This is a genomic window from Undibacterium sp. Di26W (genome assembly GCF_049340265.1).
Classification (GTDB): domain Bacteria; phylum Pseudomonadota; class Gammaproteobacteria; order Burkholderiales; family Burkholderiaceae_D; genus Undibacterium.
The window spans coordinates 20,413-38,422 of sequence record NZ_JBMPOR010000010.1; the positions used below are offsets into that span (position 1 = coordinate 20,413).

Below are 18,010 nucleotides of genomic sequence, written 5' to 3' on the forward strand. Positions count from 1 at the left end.
GTGCGGGTGTTATGCAAATCGAAGCTTGTTTGTTGCGTTCGTTGGCTGGTCGTGCGCGTAGGTTGGGCTAGACCGTAGGTTGGGCCGGGCCTCAACGAACGTATAGTGTTGGGCTGATAAGGCGTAGCCCAACCTACGAAGTTAATCCAACCTACGAGGGCAGCCCAATATGCGAAATTACCCCAACCGACAACAACTTACACTCAAACAGGCAACACCATATCGCGTGCGACTTGCGTTTGCTTTTCTCGGAACTCGATCAACCTGGAAGCCAGGGCATCATCGGTCGTTGCCAAGATCGCAATCGCGGCCAGTGCGGCATTGGCTGCACCTGCCTCACCTATCGCGAATGTCGCTACCGGTATACCCTTGGGCATTTGCACGATAGACAGCAACGAGTCTTCACCACGCAGGTATTTGGATGGCACGGGCACACCCAATACTGGAACTATGGTTTTGGCGGCGATCATGCCTGGCAGGTGGGCTGCGCCGCCAGCACCGGCGATGATGGCGCGCAGGCCACGGTCGCGCGCGGTTTCTGCATAGGCGAACATTTCATCTGGCATGCGGTGTGCAGAGACGACTTTGGCTTCAAAGCCTATGCCAAATTCCTTGAGGATGGCGACGGCGTTTTGCATCACGTCCCAGTCAGAGGATGAACCCATGACGACGCCGACGACGACTTTGTTTGCTGCGCTGTTTGCAGTGCTCATCATCAATCCTTCAGGCTTTCGCCAGTCAGCCGTTCCAGCGCTTCGCGGTATTTGGCGGCAGTTTTTTGCACGACATCACCCGGCAAGGCTGGGGCTGGTGCAGTTTTTTTCCAACTGGTGATGGTTTCCAGATAATCACGCACGAATTGTTTGTCAAAAGACGGTGGTGAAATGCCGGTGGCATAAGAGTCAGCGGGCCAGAAACGGGAAGAATCGGCAGTCAGTACTTCATCCATCAAGTGCAGGACACCATTGTCATCGAGGCCAAATTCAAACTTGGTGTCAGCAATGATGATGCCACGGGTGGCGGCGTATTCGGCGGCTTCAGTATACAGTTGTATGCTGATATCACGGATCCTGGCGGCCAGCTCTGCACCTATGCGTTGTTCGGTTTCTGCATAGCTGATGTTTTCATCATGCTCGCCCATTTCTGCCTTGGCAGCCGGGGTGAAAATAGGCGCTGGCAACTTGGCTGCCTGTGGCAGGCCTGCTGGCAATTGTATGCCGCAGATGGCGCCAGTATCCTGATAATCTTTCCAGCCTGAACCGATGATATAGCCACGGACCACGGCTTCTACCATAATGGGTTTCAGGCGTTTTGCGACAACGGCACGGCCTTTGACCTGGGCCACTTCATCCGCCGCAACAACGGATTCTGGTGCAATGCCTGTCAGGTGATTTGGTACGATGTGGCCAAGCTTTTCAAACCAGAAATTCGCCATCTGGTTCAGCACGCGACCTTTGTCAGGAATGGGCTCATTCATGATGACGTCGAATGCAGACAGACGGTCACTGGTGACGATAAGCAGCTTGTCTTCACCGACAGCATAATTATCACGGACCTTGCCACGGCCCAGCAAAGGCAGGGAATGAAGAGTGGAGTTGATTTGCGTAGTCATGAGGGATTTCTTTATTTCGATCTGGATAGGGTTTACACAAAATTGTTGTTGGTGGTGGTTTTAGCTTTAGCCCCTTCCCCTTCAAGGGGAAGGTTGGGATGGGGATGGGGTTCTGTCGCAATTTTCTTAACGGTCAATCAACCGAAACCCATCCCCACCCTAGCCCTCTCCCTTGAAGGGGAGGGAAAATCACGGCAATTTGCCGGACGCACATAACAATTTTGTCTAAATCCTGCACTTCGCTTCCTCATCCAGGCTCTCACCGGGATGAGGAAGCAAACTTATTTCTTATTTTACGATCTGCGCCAAAGCGCCTTTCTTGTATTGCTCTGCCACTTTTTCCAAAGGCAAAGGCTTGATCTTGCCTGCCTGGCCTTCGCAACCAAAAGACAGATAGCGTGCCTTGCACACCAGTTTGGCGGCTTCGCGGGCTGGCTTCAAATAATCGCGCGGATCAAACTTGGATGGATTTTCAAACATATAGCGACGGATCGCACCTGTCATGGCCAGACGGATGTCGGTGTCGATGTTGATCTTGCGTACGCCATTCTGGATACCGATGACGATTTCTTCCACCGGCACGCCATAGGTTTCTTTCATGTCGCCACCGAACTGACGGATTTCGTCCAGCAGTTCTTGCGGTACGGATGAAGAACCATGCATCACCAGATGGGTGTTAGGAATGCGCTGATGGATTTCTTTGATGCGGTCTATCGCCAGGATGTCACCAGTAGGCTTGCGCGAGAATTTGTAGGCACCGTGGGAAGTACCAATCGCAATTGCCAATGCGTCACACTGTGTTTGCTTGACGAAATCAGCAGCCTGCTGCACGTCCGTCAGCAATTGTTCACGTGTCATTTTGCCGTCGGCACCGTGACCATCTTCTTTATCGCCCATCATGGTTTCCAGAGAACCGAGCACACCCAGTTCTGCTTCTACCGTGACGCCGATGGAGTGAGAAAACTTGACCACTTCACGCGATACCTCGACATTGTATTCATAGCTGGCGACGCTCTTGCCGTCTTCCATCAGGGAACCATCCATCATCACCGAAGTGAAGCCGGATTTGATGGCTGCCATGCAGACTGCTGGCGACTGGCCATGGTCCTGGTGCATGACGACGGGTATGTGCGGGTAAGCTTCTACCGCCGCTTCGATCAGGTGACGCAAGAATGCTTCACCTGCATATTTGCGCGCACCGGCAGAAGCTTGCATGATGACAGGCGCACCGACTTCATCGGCGGCCTGCATGATGGCGGTGACCTGCTCCAGGTTGTTGACGTTGAAAGCTGGCAGACCGTAGCCGTTTTCGGCGGCGTGGTCCAGCAATTGACGCATGGATACGAGAGGCATAATTAACTCCAGATTGCTATAAAAAAATCTTTGCCCTTATAACACGGGCTTAACACGCTTAATTCTCGCCGACCCTGACAATTTTCATTGCGTTGGTGCCACCAACCTGCCCCATGGGCTCACCCCAGGTCACCACGATCATGTCACCTTTGACGACAACGTGGTTTTTCAGCAAGACAGTTTCGGCGGACTTCAACACCACTTCCCTATCAGAGGAATAAGGCAGGTTGAAAGTCTGGACATTGCGATACAAGGCTGCCTTGCGCTGGGTTGCCACACTTGGGGTCAGTGCAAACAGCGGCACGTCCACGCTATGGCGACTCATCCACAAAGCAGTGGAACCCGATTCGGTCAGGGCCACGATGGCTTTCACACCCAGATGATGGGCAGTGAACAATGCACCATACGCGATGGACTGGTCGATACGGGTAAAGGTCATGTTGAGGAAATCAGCGTCGAGTTTGTTTTCCTGGAATTTTTCGGCTTCCAGACAAATCTGCGACATCTGCTCCACAGTTTCTATCGGATATTTGCCAGACGCCGTTTCTGCCGACGTCATGACGGCATCGGTACCATCCAGCACGGCATTGGCCACGTCTGACACTTCAGCCCGGGTAGGTACGGCGTTGACGATCATGGATTCCATCATCTGGGTGGCAGTAATCGCCACCTTGTTGGAAGCACGCGCCATCTTGATCATGCGCTTTTGCAAGGCCGGTACGGCCGCATTGCCAACTTCCACCGCCAGATCACCACGGGCAACCATGATGCCATCAGATGCATCCAGAATTTCTTGCAGCAGGGGGATCGCTTCGGCCCGTTCTATCTTGGCGATCATCATGGGTTTATGGTTATAAGGTTCACCGGCAATGTTCGAAAGCTGCCTCGCCATTTCCATGTCAGTCGCATTTTTGGGGAAAGAGACAGCGACATAATCTGCCTGGAAAGACATGGCGGTCTTGATGTCTTCCATGTCTTTGCCTGTCAGTGCTGGCGCTGTCAGGCCGCCGCCCTGGCGGTTGATACCCTTGTTGTTGGATAACTCGCCACCAATCTTGGTGATGGTATGAATTTCATTGCCAACGACTTTTTCAACGATCAGCACGATCAGGCCATCGTTCAGCAACAGCAAATCGCCATTTCTGACATCACGTGGCAGGGCTTTGTAATCAAGGCCCACACGCTCCTGATCACCCATGGCGCAATCAGCATCAAGGATGAACTTGTCACCGTTTTCCAGATGGATGCGAGAATTTTCAAACTTGCCAATACGGATTTTTGGCCCCTGCAAATCGGCCATGATGGCGATTTCACGGCCACACTCTGCTGCTGCCTGGCGCACCATGGTGGCCCGGTCTATATGATCCTGCGCCTTACCATGCGAAAAATTCAGCCTCACCACATTCACCCCGGCTTGTATCATACGCTTGAGCGTAGGTAAGTCATTGGAAGCTGGGCCTATGGTGGCAACAATCTTGGTGGCACGTGACATCTGATCTCCTGAAAATTTTTATATGTTGATTACATAGAACCTGAAAGCTGATGAAGACCGAAAAGCTCACCACAGAGACACAGAGGGTGCACAGAGGGCCACAGAGAAAAGCAAGTAGGTGCCACCTTCATCCTCTCTAAAGATTTTCTCTGTGCTGTCTCTGTGCCTCCGTGCCTCTGTGGTTAATGGTCTTGACCTTGAATTTACTTTACCGCACGTTGCAACAAAATTTCTACTGCTGGCAAGGTTTTGCCTTCCAAAAATTCCAGGAAAGCACCGCCGCCTGTCGAGATATAACCGACCTTGTCCGCGATGTTGTACTTGGCAATCGCAGCCAAAGTGTCGCCACCGCCAGCGATGGAGAAACCATCGGAATCTGCAATCGCCTGCGCCAGCACCTTGGTGCCGTTGCCGAACTGGTCAAATTCAAATACGCCTACCGGACCATTCCAGACTATCGTGCCAGCTTTCTTGATCTGCTCGGCCAGCAGTGCTGCCGTCGTCGGGCCTATGTCCAGGATCATGTCATCGTCCTGCACGTCTGCCACTGCCTTAACAGTTGCTACTGCCGTTGGCGAGAATTCTTTGGCGCAAACCACGTCAGTAGGAATAGGCACCGATGCACCGCGCCTGGCCATCATGTCAATGATGGCTTTGGCTTCTTCCACCAGATCAGCTTCTGCCAGTGACTTGCCGATTTTCAGGCCAGACGCCAGCATGAAAGTATTCGCAATGCCGCCGCCAACGATGAGCTTATCCACCTTGTCTGCCAACGATTTCAAAATAGTGAGTTTGCTGGATACCTTGGAACCGGCAACGATCGCCACCAGCGGGCGGGCCGGATGACCCAGCGCCTTGCCCAATGCATCCAGCTCTGCCGACAACAGCGGTCCAGCGCAGGCGATAGCGGCAAACTTGGCGATGCCGTGGGTAGTTGCTTCTGCACGGTGGGCAGTGCCAAAGGCATCATTCACATACACGTCACACAGAGCAGCCATCTTTTGCGCCAATGCATCGCCATTTTTCTTTTCGCCTTTGTTGACGCGGCAGTTTTCCAGCAAGACCACCTGGCCCGGCGCTACATCGACGCCATCGACCCAGTTTTGCTTCAGTTCTACGGTCACGCCCAGCAATTCGGACAAACGCCTGGCGACAGGTGCCAATGTATCTTCTGCCTTGAATTCACCTTCAGTTGGACGGCCCAGATGAGAGGTCACCATCACCGCTGCACCTGCCTGCAAAGCCTGCTGTATCGCTGGTACAGAGGCGCGGATACGGGTATCTTCGGTAATATTGCCGTTATCGTCCTGAGGAACGTTCAAATCGGCGCGGATGAAAACACGTTTGCCCTGAAGCTTGTTAGCTGCGATCAGGTCACTGAGTCGGTTGAATTGCATCGTGATATGGAATTGGCAAGGTTGAAGGGTGGCGATCCTGTCTGTGCCAGTCGGGACAATGACATGACGCCAAGATAAGTATTGCAAAAGTCCTCAGCCTTCTATTTTACCAAAGGCAGGTTGCAGACCATACCGTTTTGAGTGGGTTTTACCAGTTTAATGCAGAGTTTGATAATAAATTGATATTTATTGTGCAAAATTATTATTCAGGGGTGTTGAGTGGGTGGTATTACTTCCACCAGAAGGATCGCTTGAACGTGCAAGAGCACGTGCGTGCTCTTATTGATTTATCAAGTGGTGCTGGCGTGTTAAATTGAAATGCCTGCCGGTTTGATTTCTGCAAGATGCGGCAATCAGGGCCGCGCATCCTTCCACCAGCGAAGGCTGGAGGTTACCGAGCTGGCGCTCCGGTGGCGTTCGTTGTCTGCTTGAGTTGTTATTAAAACGATTGCCCTTCGTGGAACCAAGCCGGGTCTCGGCCCGGCGGCCGAATTCCTTTCTTTGCTTCGCCAAAGAACGGAATCAAAGAAAGGCGACCGCAGACTCGCCCTACGGGTGCTTACGCTGCGCTTCAGCATAATTTGTGCATCACAAAAAATGGGAAGATCCGCAACTCGCCTTCGGCTCAGACATCGGCTCTTCTGATTCCATTTTCTGTGAAGCACAAATTACATCGTCCCAAGCGGATTAAGATCAACGGCAACGGCAAAGTCAAAACCAACGTCAACACAACCATATTCACATTTATTTGAATGCCATCGATCAACCATGGTGTTGGGGTTGTAGTTGTTTTTGATGTTGGGGTTGTTGCTGTTGCTGTTGACTCTACTCCGCTGGGGACGAAGCCATTTGTGTAGTGCAGAAAATGGAAAAAGAAGGGCCGATGTCTGAGCGAAGCGAGTTTCGGACCTTCCCATTTTTTGCACTACACAAATGGGCACTCCCGAAGGGAGCGAGTCTGCGGTCGCCTTTCTTTGATTCCGTTCTTTGGCGAAGCAAAGAAAGGAATTCGGCTGCCGGGCCGAGATCCGGCTTGGTTCCACGAAGGGTAATCGTTTTAATAAAGACTCAAGTATGCAACGAACGTCACTAGGCTCCAGCCTGCGCTGGAGTGACGTAGCTAACGGTACCGCCATATTGCAAATCCGGGCGTCAATAAAACCCGCTATGCGCTTAACTTTACACCAAGCCAAGCCCCCGCCTCACAAGCCCAATCGAATATAAGTAAACACCGCCATCCCAAAAAATATCGTCTGCAGCATATTCCGCCGTACCAAAAAGAAAGCCGTAGCCAGCAAGCCTGCCAGCAGGCGTGGATTGTTCAAGCCGATTTCCACATGACCACTGGTCAATAATAAATCCGGCACGATGATGGCGGCCAAGGCACAGCCTGGCGCGTAACGCAACGCCTCCTGTACCCGTTTTGGCAAACTGATGTGATGCCCGACCAGCCAAAAACCGCTGCGGGCAATCAAGGTGGCCAGAGTCAACAGGACGATGACCAGCCATACTTCCCAATCGTTCATGTTGGCTCCTCACCGGTTTCTTTATTGGCCTGATCATGGCCGGCCTTCTTGCCTTCCAAAAACTCTTCCAGCATCATGGCGGTCCCCATGCCGAGCAAGACTGCCAGCAACAGGCCCAGCTTGTAGGGCAAATTCACCGCCAGCAAGGCACAAATACCGGCCACCACCACCCCAGCAAAGGCCGCGCGATTAATGATCAGTGGCAGCATGATGCAGAGTATGGCCAGCGTACCGGCAAAACCCAGCCCCCAGCTACCCGGCACCTGGCTGCCCAGCAAGATACCGACAATGGAACCCGTTTGCCAGGATGCCCAGTTAGGGAAAACCAGGGCTTTCAGGTAGGCAAGCTTGCCCTTGTGCTCGCCAAATTCGGGGTAACGCTGCATGAACAAGCCAACCGCAATGTCGCCGGTCATGAATCCCAGCCAGGCGCGGGTACGCCATGGCAGGTGCGAAAAATGGGGTGCCAGGATGGCGGAAAAAATCAGGAAACGCAGGTTGACCACCAACGCAGTTGCAAAAATCACCCAGGCAGGGGCATGCGCTGCCAGCAGGGGCAATGAAGCCAGTTGGGCTGATCCGGCAAATACCAGCAGGCTCATGCCCAGTGCCTGCGGCAAGGTCAGGCCAGCCTTGATCATGGCAATCCCGACCACCAGACCCCAGGCTGCAATACCAAACCAGGTTGGTGCGCCCACTCTCAAACCTTCCTTGAATGCAGCCTTGTCGGTATCGAATGACATGTGAGAGAGGAGAAAATGCGGAAAAGTCCATTATTGTAACGGTGAAACTAAAAGCTTGCCCAGGACACCCTGCCCTGCCCCATTTGCCAACATTTATTCTCAATTTGACAAATCGCAAATTCAAACCCGCTCGCCACGCATTCTCACTCTGCAAGGCCAGAATCCGTTAAAATCGCGGTGGCAATTTCTATTTTGGGAAAGCAAGCTGCCTGACAGCAGGCCCGGCGGCTTCCCGCATCATCATTATTTACCGGAGTCACCATGTCCACACCAGCCAGCACCACCAGTAACATCGTCGAATTGCAAGCCAAGGATCTGCCGGCACACTGCCCTAATCCTGCCATGCCGTTGTGGTCATCTCACCCGCGCGTATTCCTGGATTTGTCGCATGGTGGTAGCGCGACCTGCTCTTATTGCGGCACGCAATACAAACTGGCGCCGGGCGTTGTGCTCAAGGCGCATTGATTCTTTACGATCATGTCCGCAAAAAAGCAAATGAATGGCAGTGCAGATGAGGTCGAAGCTGCCTTTTATGATGCCCTTAGCCGTGCCGATCTGGATGGCATGATGGCCCTGTGGGCTGAGGATGAAGAAATCGTCTGCATCCATCCAGGTGCAGGCAGGCTGATCGGCCATGCTGCCATACGCAGCTCGTGGGAAAGTATCTTTGAACGTGGCAATGTCAATATTCGGCCCTTGCAACTGCATGCCACCCACAATATGCTGACTGCGGTACATAGCATCATAGAAGAATTTCAGCGTCCCGGTGACAGCAAGCAGGACGTCCACGTGCTTGCCACCAATGTCTATGTCAAGACCCCGCATGGCTGGCGTATCACCATGCACCATGCCTCTGTCGCATCGGGCAAGGCACCACGGGATATGTTCAAGGCCAACATCCTGCATTAAACCGCCATGGCATACGCTCCAATGGAACAGAGTCACATGAAATAGGTTTACATGAAATACCTGTCACCACGCTGGTTACCCGGCGGTCATTTGCAAACAATTTACCCGGCCGTGTTTATCAACAAACCCGTCACGCCCTTGCGACGTGAACGCTGGACCACGCCGGACAACGATTTTGTGGATGTTGATTTTCTGGATGGCGAACCAGGCAAGCCCTTTGTGGTGATGTTTCATGGTCTGGAAGGTTCCAGCGACAGCCATTATGCGCGTGCCATGATGGCAGCCCTGCGTGAGCGTGGCTGGTCGGGTGCCATACCGCATTTTCGTGGCTGTTCTGGCGAACTGAACCAGGCCCCACGTTTTTATCATTCTGGCGATGCGCAAGAGATAGGCTGGATCATACAAACTCTGTATCAGCAATTTCACCAGCGACATGCCGACGGTAAATTTTATGCGGCCGGCGTCTCACTAGGCGGCAATGCCCTGTTGCGCTGGCTGGGCGAATCGCAACACCATGCCGATATCGTCAGTGCAGCCTGCGCCGTGTCTGCCCCACTGGATCTGGCCCAAGGCGGCGCTTCACTGTCCAGCGGTTTCAACATGATCTACACGCGCATGTTCTTGAAGACGCTCAAACCCAAGTGCCTGCAAAAGCTCGATCAGTTCCCCGGCCTGTTCAATAAAGATGCCATGCTCAACGCCAGGGACCTGTATGAGTTCGATAATGTCGTTACCGCTCCCCTGCATGGTTATCTGGATACCGATGATTACTGGCATCGCGCCAGTGCCAAGCATATACTCAAGGACATCACCGTACCGACGCTGGTGCTGAACGCGAAGAATGACCCCTTCCTGCCCGGCCAGCATTTACCCGCGCAGGCAGCAAACTGTGTCACACTGGAATACCCCGAACATGGCGGCCATGTCGGCTTTGCCGCAGGAAATGTGCCAGGCCATTTGAACTGGCTGCCACAAAAGATACTGCACTTCTTTGAGGCGAATAGCTGATGGATGACATCGTCAAGGCAGCACTGGCAAAATGGCCGAATGTACCCCATTGCTATGGCTGGCTGGCCCTTGACGCACGTGGCAACTGGCGCATGCGCGACGACCGCTGCCAGGCCCTGAACCTGCCTGGTGACGTCATCCGCCACCCCACCCTGCTAGCCTTCATCGTGCGCAATTATCTTTGCAATGCAGATGGCTGCTGGTATTTCCAGAATGGCCCGCAACGCGTGTATGTAGACCTGGAAGCCACACCCTTCATCGCCACCACCACCGCCCAGGGCAGTTTTGCCCTGCAACACGGTGAACAGGCTTTCACACCCGAACTGGCCTTCCTTGATCCACAAGGCAGATTGCAACTCAGCAGCGGTACCACCCTGGCGCAACTGGATGACCGCGATCTGGCCACCTGCCTGCCCTGGTTCACCCTCGATCAACACCCAGTCAGTGATGAAGCATTGCTGGAATGGCTGGAAGACACTCAACAAGGACAATTGCAACTGCGCCCACCCGGCATGAACGGGTTATACCTTGACGTGCAAGGCTGCGAAGAACATCAACTGATGCGGCAGTTTGGGTTTGTGCAGAGGCCTAGGCAGGAAAATATCACAGGCAATTAGCCTTCAACAAACAGATGGTGTCTCAATGCAGCTTTTTCCATATCTCTTAAATAATGAGCATGCAAATTTCATCAGGGTGGCGACTGACATCCTTGCGCGCAGCCATGCAGGAATCAGTCAGCGCCACATTGCCGCGCCATAAGCCAATGCTATTCCGTATGCCCGTGCCCCATCCCATGTAAAACTGGATCAAGCCTTCGTAGCTTGAATCTTTGGCGCGCTGCTTGCTGGCATCATCCAGTTTGTCCAGTATCTGCGTAGCTGCCGTCTGACTGGCGCTTCCTGCATTGACTGCAGAAGCAGGTGCATCTTGCGCACTTGTCGTACTGACACTTGTAGCCGCGGCTACTATGGCACCACGTAGGCAAAGCAAACGCCCGACACTATTTTCTTCATCACTGACCTGTTTTTAATATCAAAAAAACTCATACATGAAGCGATATTTACTACGCATTATCTGGAAATTATTCTTCTGACCAGAGGCCATCATCCCACCAGCATTGGGCCAGGACGGTGGCTACGTCATAGCTGCTGTCTTCTTTTTCGCGATAGAGTTCCAGCCCTAGCAAATCCGCCAATTCCTGATCATAGGCTTTGAACGCGGCCCGCATGGCTGGTGAGCATTGATAGGGGTACACTGCACAACAAAACAACCTGTCTTTTTCATCAATCGCCACTAGTTGTCTGGCGATAACCACGCCTTTTTCATTACGGGCATAAATGACTTGCTTGTTAGCATCGAGCAGACAGGCGACGGCAGAATAATTGCAAAACCCACCGACAGACAAACAAGAACCGACATAAGTTCCCAGTTTGAGAATTTCAAACGGATCTCGCTCAAACGCCAGTTGTACAGATGCGCCATCAACTATTGTCGTTTTTTGCAGACCAGTCTGCCATTGCGCTTTGTTGACGCGTGGATGCGCAGCATACCAATCCAGGTTAAGCGGGTGATCAAGATAACTTAAGGGCTTGCCTGCTTTTGTATTTTGCAAAAACCTGCGCAACCCTTTACGATTACTACTGGGGCGGCTATCTAGACCGGCCAGCAGTTGCAATGCATGATGGGCAGACGGAGATTGCTCGCGCAACTGAAAAGATTTATCCATGTCATGCCAGATAGCCTGCTCAAGTGCACGCAGGCGCAATGCTGGCAAGCGTGCCAACGTGAGGCGGCAATGCCTTTGCACCTGCATGTCTGTGAGTGTAATCTCACCTTCAAAATGCAAACGCAGACGACGCGGCAAGGGGCTATCGAGCTTACTCATTTTGCTCAAGGCCAGCATTTTCCGGTTTGCTGTCTGTAAGTCTAAAGCTGCCCAATCGCAAGCGAACCAGTCAGTCTGCATTTGTTCACGCATGAATTGCAATCTGCGTTCATACTCCAAACTACCCAATAGCCGTAATGTATGAAACAAGCGCGGCGCTGCACTTTGTAAACCTTGCCACAACAAAGCAGGGCTCAATTCCGCCATTCCGGCAATACCAAAAGCAAGTAGACGCGTATCATTTTCACGACGGCAGGCACGTTCAAACAAGTACCAGAAGTGCCTGCCCAGATCAGGTAAGGCGCGACGCAGGTGAACGGGCAAATAGGTGATCAAATTCGGTAAGGCATAGCCATAGTCGATATTGTTAGAATACGGTGGCTGAGCGAGCATTTGCATCAAGGGTAAGGCATCCTCAACCGTAGCGCAGATTTCAGCGTTATCATTCAATCCATCAATGAGCTGATACCAAAGCAAAACGAGCTTTTCTTGGACTTCACCTGTAAGTTGAATGAGTGCTGTATGAAAGCGCGGATAAACCTGAAGGTAAGCTCCCCACTTGGCAAGTCTATTTGCATCGTCATCCAACCACCTAAATTGAAAGATAACATTGATCAGGTTATCCGCTGTTTGTGCAGTCAACTTCCCCCAACAGGTTTCACGCAACAGCTGTGCAAGACCAGGCAATTCGCCACAAGCGCGCCAAAGTGTTGAGTGCATGCGTATACGTGCGCAGCCACAAGCTTGCATGATGATATCGATGAGTTCTTCCTTGCAGTCATGCATTGCGACCAGTCTGAAACTACTCAGGTCAATCTCACCACTCATTTCAAATAGCAAACAACCAGCAAGGCTATATTCCACACTCACCTGCCAGCTCAGATTGCGCAAGACATTACCCAGATAATATTCAAAACGCGCGCCATCTTCCGTCAGTTCATGCAACCGCATAAGCTGCTCAGGATTCATCTGTTGCACAGACAATCGCCCTTGTACCTCAAGTATTAGCAAACGCAGGAAAATATTCTGGCGATTTACCGGTAACAACTGCGCCAGTTCCGCGCCATGGCATTGGGTAACGTCCAGTGCGCACATATGTGCCAGCAGGTACAGATTTTCTGAACGCCATTCGTCATCTGCCTGCATACTGTTGTGACTATGCCATATCTGTAACCAGGCCAATTGTTGATCCGTGCTTGATGTCCGCAGTTGCCAAAGAAAGTAGCGGCGAAAACCATCAGAGAAAACCGGCAATCCTTGCACTGGCATTTTCCAGTGGCCGAAAAACAATGCTGCACTACTGGGTACCTGATCAGCCGCCAGCGAAATAAGCTGCCCTTGCGCATCCAGTACAGGCGAGTTCACGAAATCATGTCTGGCAAAGAAAGCGTCCAGCAGTCGCTGGTCAGCCAGCCAAGTACAGAGATCGAAGTCAGGCTGAGCAGGCTTGGGTGGTTGGTATTTGGTGCCACGAAAAGCCCGGGGGTTTGCCGCAGTGGCGACAGGTTTCTTCACTGTTTCGACTTGTGGTGTAGTTGCCGCGACCACATTTGCAGGATCAGGTATAGTCATCCAGAACACGCGCCAGAATGCAGGCCAGACATTGGAAAGTTCACCTGCGTTTTGCAAGCTAACCCAGTCTGCAAGCAAACTTGCGGCGTGGGGGAACAATCGGGTATCCAGCTCGGATAAACTGATCGGACGAAAACCTGGCTGCAACACGCCATCTATTTCATCGCTGAGTATGGCGACGATTTGTCCTGGTTGACGCAACAGGCTGATTAAAACAGATTTGACAACAGTAGACTTAGCCACTGTCTTGACTTTGACAGAGTGAGTTTTTTGCATGTGAACACAGTATGAAAATCAGAAATGAAAAGACATCGGCCCATAGGCAGATAGCAGATAAGCAGCAGCGCGCTACGGCGCTTCTCACTGGTCATTGCCATGTCTTCATTGAGGTAGAGCCTGTTGGATGTACCAGACTCAGATTTTCATCGTGGAATCACATGTGGGGAATTGACTAATCTAATTGATCGAGCCTCATTATAGCGGCATTTGAACATAGATGAACATAGGGAAAAGCTCGTTTCCCATGCATAAAGACAAAAAAATCACTCGAAGTATCTGCAAATAGAGGGCAACGAATACCTTATTTCAAACCATCAACGCCGCTTCTTCTCATCCGCCATCTGATCCTTGTGCTTCTCTTTCCATTCACGCTCACGCGCATCAATGACGGACAATTCAAAATACTGGGCGTCCTTGTCACGACGGGCGATTTCCAGCTGTTGCAGAGCAGCGTCCCAATTACTTTGTATGCCATAGGCTTCGGCCAGGGCCAGATGCTGGGCGGCTTGTTTGCCCTGGGCGTCGTAGACCTTGGCTAACAGGTTATACAGTTGCGGCTCTTGCCGGTACAAGACGATCTGGTCGCGTAAAAATGCGGCGGACTGTTCTTCTTTTTTATCTGCCAACAAGGCTTCTGCATATTGCAAGGCTACGCCGCGTGACAGAGGTAGCTCACGCATGGCTTTTTCTGCTTCTTTGACGGCGGCCCCGGTTTGCTGGCTACCGATCAGGATGTCGATCGACAGGTCTGCAAACATATTGCTTTGCGTTAGCAGGTCTTTATATCTGGCATCCTTTTCAACCATCTTCTGCGCCTGGTCCAGCAGTGTTCTTGCTTCCTTGTAATCCAGCCGTTTATAGGCAACAAAAGCATGGCCGTATTTGGCGGTGATCTGGTCTTCCAGCTTGCCGGATTTGGCCTGTACGTCAAAGTAGGTGATGGCATCTATCAGACCCTGGATGGTACTGTCCTGCAAGACACGCACTCTGACTTTGGCCAGCAAGAATTCCAGGCTGTCGGCGTGCTGGCGATAGCGCTGGTCGACCAGACGCGACTGGATATCGGCAATGCGTTCACTGGTCAGCGGATGGCTGCGCAGGTAAGGCGGCACATTGTCGGTATAATTTCGCGTCGAATTTTGCAGGCGCCCGAAAAAACTCACCATACCGGATGGATCAAAACCGGAATCACGCAAAATCTGGAAACCAACGCGATCAGCCTCGCGCTCTGCGTCGCGACCAAAATTCAATTGCTTTTGTATCGCCAAGCCCTGCCCACCCGCCGCCAGCGCCATGGCGGCATCCGGGCTGGAGCGTGCAGCCAGCACGGCCAGTGCCAATGCCGCCAGCGGAATGAGTGCATCCCCCTTCTGACTGGTCAGCATGCGGGCGATATGGCGCTGGGCCACGTGACCAATTTCATGCCCCATGACCGAAGCCAGTTCTGATTCAGATTGTGCTGCCAGGATCAAACCAGAATGAAAACCGATAAAACCACCGGGGAAAGCAAAGGCATTCAGCACGGGATCGCGGACGGCAAAGAATTCGAAATTGAACGATGTTTCACCACGCGCATCGGGACGGGTTTCCAGCATTTTATTGCCGAGGCGGTTCAGGTATTCTGACACCGGGGCATCATCCATGAAATCCGGGTCGCGGCGTACCACGCTCATGATCTGTTCACCCAGCTTGCGTTCCGCCAGTGGCGACAGTTCTTCGCGTGAGGTATCGCCCAGTGTAGGCAGGTTTTGCGCATGAGCCAGTTTGGGCACCATGCTGAGATTACCCATACCACCAATCAGCAAGATGGCGGCGCACAAAGAAGTGCGGCGAAATGTGCTACGGACCGTATTCGCAATGCTATGATGCCTGGACACTGAATTGCTTCCTTTTTTTTTCACTTTTTGCCTGTTATCACAATAATGAGTAATGATTCAACAAACCAGGGCCTCAGCCATTTTGATGCCAGTGGGCAAGCACATATGGTCGATGTCGCCAGCAAGAATGACAGCCACCGTAGCGCCATTGCCCTTGGTAAAATCCGCATGAAGCCGGAAACCCTGGCCATTATCCAGCAAGGCAATGCCAAAAAAGGGGATGTCCTTGGTATCGCCCGCATTGCAGCCATTATGGCGGCCAAACGCACCAGCGACTTGATTCCACTCTGCCATCCTCTTGCCCTGACCAGGGTCGCCGTTGATTTTAGCATTGATGAAGGCACAGCCACGATCAGTTGCCAGGCCCAGGTTGAAACAGTTGGTAAAACCGGCGTTGAAATGGAAGCACTGACTGCCGTCCAGGTCGGGCTGCTGACCATTTACGACATGTGCAAGGCGGTTGACCGCGGCATGGTGATGACCGACGTGCGGGTGCTGGAAAAACATGGCGGCAAATCCGGGGACTGGGTCAGCCTGATTGATGCATAACAAGATCAGGCAATACAATAAAGAATGCCACCAACACAGTAGCGCGTTTTCCCGGGCTTATGGCGCATCACGTGGCGGCATCTTGATAAAAATGGCCTTGTAGCGTTCGTCCTGGCCCGACTTGGCTTTCCAGTAATCCCAATATTCCGTGTAGACCGTTGGATGCAGTCTTTGCAAGCTCAGCATGGCGCGTTCAGCTTTCCTGGGCTGTCCATTCAATACATAGGCTTCGGCCAACTTGTTGATGATATGCACAAAACCGAATCGCGCTCCCCATTTTTCCAGATAGGCAATTTCGTCTGCTGACATACCTTCATGGGGATTGATTCTGGTCAGAGTGAAATAGTCAAAGAATTGCGGAAAGAAAGTAAACACTGGCTTTTGCATGGGGGCCTGCGGCGCTTTGTAGCCAGACTGCTCGGACCGTAAAGCCTGGAAACCGGCAACCACCCGTTGATAATCCAGGCTGATCAGGGCCATCAGCAACAGCGATACTGCCACCAATACAGACAAGGCGGCTGGCGCCACCCGCACGCCGTCTGCCGGCCAGCGCATCTGGTGCACCATACCCATAAGAACGCCGATTGGTATCAACACATAGGCATACCATAAAGGGAATTCAACCATGCTGTGCACCATCACAGCGACAAAACACAAACGGGTAAACTGAATCGCCAGATGCGTCGAAGGCTGGACGCAGGTTTGGACAAACCACCACGCCAGTGTCAACATAAACACCAGGGTATACGGCCAACCCAGCTCAGCTGCAAAATTCAAGATCAGATTGTGCGCATGTTCAGCATAGGTACCCGAGCCCAGATCTGCCGCTATCCTGACCTGTTCAGCGCCAAAGCCAAACCAGCCGACACCAAACCACGGGTGTTCTGCCGCCATGCGCCAGGCCTGCGACCATAAGACCATGCGCTCGGAACGTCCGCCCACGTGTTCAGCAATTGTGCCGCCACTAAACCCGAATACGTCGCCCAATGAAGGCAAGGCCGCTACCATACCGGCATACAACAAGGCCATGGCAATACAAAATACCAGGCTGACCCGTGGTTCAATTGCGTTACCACTGACTGTAGAGCGTCCCAGGCCACACATCAAGACAAATGCCGGAACAATCACCCAGCCTATGCGCGAGTGAGTCAACGTCAAGCCCCAGAGAAGGAAAACCAACGCCACTGTGACCAACCATGCCGGCATCTTGCGTGCCCTATATAGATAGAAGCTCGAAGCGAGGGCAAAGCAGAGCAACAAAGCCAGTTGATTCGGTTGTGCCACATTGGCAAACGGACGCACGAAAGGCTGTGTATTGGTGGCGATATACATGACGAACGGCCAGGCATATAAGCCCGATAACTGTATACACTGCAAAACCACCGACAACAAACCGGCAAGCAAGTGGGCAACCGCCAGGGCCTGACACAGCAATGTCACGCCACCCTCTTTCGCCGCCCAGGTTGCCCCTATCATGATGGCAGCTATCAATGCAGCTATATAGATAATGGGTAAGCTGACGTCAGCCGCGTTTTCAAGATGACCAGTAATAAACTGCATGCCCATCCATAACAGTAAGCCCGCGAACAGGTAGATGATGGCTGGCACTCGTAGCCGTGGCACTGTCTCAGCCGCGAGAAATGCAAAGGCCAGTACCAAACCCAGGATACTCAGGACGTCATGATAATAAGTACGATAGGGGTGGATATGAAAAGGATGGGCGTAAGAACAAATTAACAAAAAAGCAAAAACAGCAATCGCCATTGTTGATTTTTCTCTCATAAATACGCTGGGAACCATGTAGCAGT

At 52.3% G+C, this 18,010-nt stretch carries 16 protein-coding genes; 5 read left to right on the top strand and 11 right to left on the bottom strand.

Going from position 1 to position 18,010, the window contains the following annotated elements; genetic code table 11:
- Positions 1-203 precede the first annotated feature (203 nt).
- From purE to ACO0LM_RS13660, 7 genes are all read right to left on the bottom strand, one after another.
- The gene (purE, locus tag ACO0LM_RS13630) at positions 204-716 is read right to left on the bottom strand and encodes a 5-(carboxyamino)imidazole ribonucleotide mutase (protein WP_423037835.1); all 513 of its coding nucleotides are present in this window, start codon (positions 714-716) and stop codon (positions 204-206) included.
- Positions 716-1,612, bottom strand: a complete 897-nt coding sequence (locus ACO0LM_RS13635; RefSeq protein ID WP_423037836.1) for a phosphoribosylaminoimidazolesuccinocarboxamide synthase — start codon at positions 1,610-1,612, stop codon at positions 716-718. The genes purE and ACO0LM_RS13635 overlap by 1 nt, the downstream gene beginning before the upstream one ends.
- A gap of 288 nt (positions 1,613-1,900) precedes the next feature.
- Positions 1,901-2,965 (bottom strand): class II fructose-bisphosphate aldolase, encoded by a 1,065-nt coding sequence (fba, locus tag ACO0LM_RS13640; RefSeq protein WP_423037837.1) that lies wholly within the window; start codon positions 2,963-2,965, stop codon positions 1,901-1,903.
- Positions 2,966-3,023: 58 nt separating this feature from the next.
- Entirely contained in the window at positions 3,024-4,457 is a 1,434-nt protein-coding gene (pyk, locus tag ACO0LM_RS13645) for a pyruvate kinase (RefSeq protein WP_423037838.1), read from the bottom strand.
- A 203-nt stretch (positions 4,458-4,660) separates the two neighbouring features.
- The gene (locus tag ACO0LM_RS13650; protein WP_423037839.1) at positions 4,661-5,854 is read right to left on the bottom strand and encodes a phosphoglycerate kinase; all 1,194 of its coding nucleotides are present in this window, start codon (positions 5,852-5,854) and stop codon (positions 4,661-4,663) included.
- A gap of 1,202 nt (positions 5,855-7,056) precedes the next feature.
- A complete protein-coding gene (locus ACO0LM_RS13655; RefSeq protein WP_423037840.1) occupies positions 7,057-7,380 on the bottom strand; it encodes an AzlD domain-containing protein in 324 nt (107 codons plus the stop codon).
- Entirely contained in the window at positions 7,377-8,123 is a 747-nt protein-coding gene (locus ACO0LM_RS13660) for an AzlC family ABC transporter permease (protein WP_423037841.1), read from the bottom strand. Before ACO0LM_RS13660 ends, ACO0LM_RS13655 begins: the two co-directional genes overlap by 4 nt.
- Positions 8,124-8,384: 261 nt before the next feature.
- Between ACO0LM_RS13660 and ACO0LM_RS13665 the strand changes: the two genes are divergently transcribed.
- Genes ACO0LM_RS13665 through ACO0LM_RS13680 form a run of 4 tightly spaced genes read left to right on the top strand, consistent with a single transcriptional unit; the run spans position 8,385 to position 10,657 of the window.
- Entirely contained in the window at positions 8,385-8,588 is a 204-nt protein-coding gene (locus ACO0LM_RS13665) for a zinc-finger domain-containing protein (RefSeq protein ID WP_422986660.1), read from the top strand.
- Between the two features lie 12 nt (positions 8,589-8,600).
- On the top strand, positions 8,601-9,032 hold the full coding sequence (locus ACO0LM_RS13670; protein WP_423037842.1) for a YybH family protein: 432 nt from the start codon (positions 8,601-8,603) through the stop codon (positions 9,030-9,032).
- A gap of 51 nt (positions 9,033-9,083) precedes the next feature.
- Positions 9,084-10,040 carry a YheT family hydrolase gene (locus tag ACO0LM_RS13675; protein WP_423037843.1) on the top strand — a complete coding sequence of 319 codons (957 nt, stop codon included), beginning with the start codon at positions 9,084-9,086 and terminating at the stop codon, positions 10,038-10,040.
- Entirely contained in the window at positions 10,040-10,657 is a 618-nt protein-coding gene (locus tag ACO0LM_RS13680; RefSeq protein WP_423037844.1) for a DUF2946 family protein, read from the top strand. Before ACO0LM_RS13675 ends, ACO0LM_RS13680 begins: the two co-directional genes overlap by 1 nt.
- Before the next feature lie 46 nt (positions 10,658-10,703).
- On the opposite strand, the gene ACO0LM_RS13685 is transcribed toward ACO0LM_RS13680, so the two are convergent.
- The 3 genes from ACO0LM_RS13685 to ACO0LM_RS13695 all read right to left on the bottom strand — a co-directional run bounded on the left by ACO0LM_RS13685 (position 10,704) and on the right by ACO0LM_RS13695 (position 15,653).
- The gene (locus ACO0LM_RS13685; protein WP_423037845.1) at positions 10,704-11,030 is read right to left on the bottom strand and encodes a DUF6794 domain-containing protein; all 327 of its coding nucleotides are present in this window, start codon (positions 11,028-11,030) and stop codon (positions 10,704-10,706) included.
- A gap of 91 nt (positions 11,031-11,121) precedes the next feature.
- A complete protein-coding gene (locus tag ACO0LM_RS13690) occupies positions 11,122-13,773 on the bottom strand; it encodes a hypothetical protein (RefSeq protein ID WP_423037846.1) in 2,652 nt (883 codons plus the stop codon).
- Positions 13,774-14,090: 317 nt separating this feature from the next.
- Positions 14,091-15,653 (bottom strand): M48 family metalloprotease, encoded by a 1,563-nt coding sequence (locus ACO0LM_RS13695; RefSeq protein WP_423037847.1) that lies wholly within the window; start codon positions 15,651-15,653, stop codon positions 14,091-14,093.
- A 45-nt stretch (positions 15,654-15,698) separates the two neighbouring features.
- Between ACO0LM_RS13695 and moaC the strand changes: the two genes are divergently transcribed.
- Positions 15,699-16,202: a cyclic pyranopterin monophosphate synthase MoaC gene (moaC, locus tag ACO0LM_RS13700; RefSeq protein WP_423037848.1), complete on the top strand. Its 504-nt coding sequence runs from the start codon at positions 15,699-15,701 to the stop codon at positions 16,200-16,202.
- Between the two features lie 57 nt (positions 16,203-16,259).
- On the opposite strand, the gene ACO0LM_RS13705 is transcribed toward moaC, so the two are convergent.
- Complete coding sequence (locus ACO0LM_RS13705) at positions 16,260-17,966, bottom strand: Wzy polymerase domain-containing protein (RefSeq protein ID WP_423037849.1); 1,707 nt, start codon at positions 17,964-17,966, stop codon at positions 16,260-16,262.
- Positions 17,967-18,010 lie beyond the last annotated feature (44 nt).

What these genes read in the sequence shown, in the direction of transcription:
- purE (WP_423037835.1), bottom strand. Translation starts at nt 716, where the DNA reads ATGATGAGCACTGCAAACAGCGCAGCAAACAAAGTCGTCGTCGGCGTC.
- ACO0LM_RS13635 (WP_423037836.1), bottom strand. Translation starts at nt 1,612, where the DNA reads ATGACTACGCAAATCAACTCCACTCTTCATTCCCTGCCTTTGCTGGGC.
- fba (WP_423037837.1), bottom strand. Translation starts at nt 2,965, where the DNA reads ATGCCTCTCGTATCCATGCGTCAATTGCTGGACCACGCCGCCGAAAAC.
- pyk (WP_423037838.1), bottom strand. Translation starts at nt 4,457, where the DNA reads ATGTCACGTGCCACCAAGATTGTTGCCACCATAGGCCCAGCTTCCAAT.
- ACO0LM_RS13650 (WP_423037839.1), bottom strand. Translation starts at nt 5,854, where the DNA reads ATGCAATTCAACCGACTCAGTGACCTGATCGCAGCTAACAAGCTTCAG.
- ACO0LM_RS13655 (WP_423037840.1), bottom strand. Translation starts at nt 7,380, where the DNA reads ATGAACGATTGGGAAGTATGGCTGGTCATCGTCCTGTTGACTCTGGCC.
- ACO0LM_RS13660 (WP_423037841.1), bottom strand. Translation starts at nt 8,123, where the DNA reads ATGTCATTCGATACCGACAAGGCTGCATTCAAGGAAGGTTTGAGAGTG.
- ACO0LM_RS13665 (WP_422986660.1), top strand. Translation starts at nt 8,385, where the DNA reads ATGTCCACACCAGCCAGCACCACCAGTAACATCGTCGAATTGCAAGCC.
- ACO0LM_RS13670 (WP_423037842.1), top strand. Translation starts at nt 8,601, where the DNA reads ATGTCCGCAAAAAAGCAAATGAATGGCAGTGCAGATGAGGTCGAAGCT.
- ACO0LM_RS13675 (WP_423037843.1), top strand. Translation starts at nt 9,084, where the DNA reads ATGAAATACCTGTCACCACGCTGGTTACCCGGCGGTCATTTGCAAACA.
- ACO0LM_RS13680 (WP_423037844.1), top strand. Translation starts at nt 10,040, where the DNA reads ATGGATGACATCGTCAAGGCAGCACTGGCAAAATGGCCGAATGTACCC.
- ACO0LM_RS13690 (WP_423037846.1), bottom strand. Translation starts at nt 13,773, where the DNA reads ATGCAAAAAACTCACTCTGTCAAAGTCAAGACAGTGGCTAAGTCTACT.
- moaC (WP_423037848.1), top strand. Translation starts at nt 15,699, where the DNA reads ATGAGTAATGATTCAACAAACCAGGGCCTCAGCCATTTTGATGCCAGT.
- ACO0LM_RS13705 (WP_423037849.1), bottom strand. Translation starts at nt 17,966, where the DNA reads ATGGCGATTGCTGTTTTTGCTTTTTTGTTAATTTGTTCTTACGCCCAT.